The sequence below is a fragment of the Actinokineospora sp. genome (assembly GCF_050699995.1).
Taxonomy (GTDB): domain Bacteria; phylum Actinomycetota; class Actinomycetes; order Mycobacteriales; family Pseudonocardiaceae; genus Actinokineospora.
The window spans coordinates 1-1,164 of sequence record NZ_JBOHGC010000527.1 but is presented as its reverse complement, the minus strand read 5'-3'; the positions used below and the strand labels follow the sequence as shown (position 1 = coordinate 1,164).

The 1,164-nt window shown below is 72.7% G+C and carries 2 protein-coding genes; both read right to left on the bottom strand.

What is annotated here, in order from left to right; translation table 11 throughout:
* A partial coding sequence (locus tag ACRDSQ_RS26120) for a hypothetical protein (protein ID WP_431424608.1) occupies positions 1-656 on the bottom strand: 656 nt, incomplete at its 3' end.
* Between the two features lie 109 nt (positions 657-765).
* On the bottom strand, positions 766-1,164 hold a 399-nt coding region (locus ACRDSQ_RS26115; RefSeq protein ID WP_431424607.1), incomplete at its 5' end, for a hypothetical protein.

The window sequence follows — 1,164 nt, the reverse complement described above, 5'->3', positions numbered from 1 at the left end:
GTGTCGACCAGGTCGAGCGGCGCGGCCGCGCGCGAGCGGCGCAGCAGCCACCTCCGTGCCCGACCCACGCGTTTGTCCTCGCCCGCGATCCGCGCCCGGACCAAGTCGTCGAGCCGCTGGGACCGCGGGTCCCAAGTGGACACATTGCCAACGACCGGGATGAGGGCCCCGGCGGTCCATCTCATCAGCAGCTCGCGGGCCACGAGGAGCAGCGCGGTGCTCTTGCCGCTGCCCTGCTCGCCCACGACCACCAGCCGCGGCTCGGCGCCGAGTTGGGTTGCCAGCTCCTCGAGCCCGCGCACCGGCACACCCGCCTGGTCGGCCGGATCGCGCGACATCGGCACATTGATCGACTTGTCCAGCGTCCAGCCGCCCAGCAGCGCATCGAGCTCGGCCCGGATCCCCGTGGCCAACCGTTCCGCGTTGCGCAGCGGAGAGTCGGGATCGATGGGGAGCGCCAGGTGCGACCGCCACGTCACCGCAAGGACCAGCAGCACGCCGATCCCCAGCGCGGTCCACGGGTTCTGCCGGAGCACATCGAGCCCACCGGGCCACCGGGCGTCGCCGGACGCGGCGTTGGTGACCAACCCGACAAGCGCGGTGAGCACGACCAGCAGCGCGGACAGGAGAACCGCGGAATGACGCCGTGGCGGCATGGTTCCCCTCGCTGCTGGCGGCTGCATAACCGACATGATCGGCTAGCGCCCCGGGGGCTGTTACTCGGTCAGACCCCGGCGCGGCCGAAGCTCGTCGCTGGTCGGCCGACTAGAGCCCGAACCGGTCCAGGTACACATACCGCTCGATCGGCGCGCCGTCGGCGGTCGGGTCGTCGAAGGGCAGGCTCTCCCACTCGGCGACGACGAGCCGGAAGTCGGACTGGCCGCCGTCCGGGTCCGTCCCCGGACGCACCGGGGCGAGGCGTTCCGGGAGGCGCACGTCGCCGGACCACACCCGGGCGACTTCGTCCGTGTCTACCCGCGCCAGTTCCACGGCTTCCGTGGCCTGCGACCAGTCCAGGTCTGAGGCGAGCGCGCCGCGCCGTTCGATCCAGGCCCGGGTTCCGCGCTGGAGGTCCCCGGTGCGGATGGGCAGCAGGAGGTTCGGTGGCATGGCGGGAGCGCGGGTGCGGTCGGCGACGCCGGACACGGTGACGCGCACCGTGTC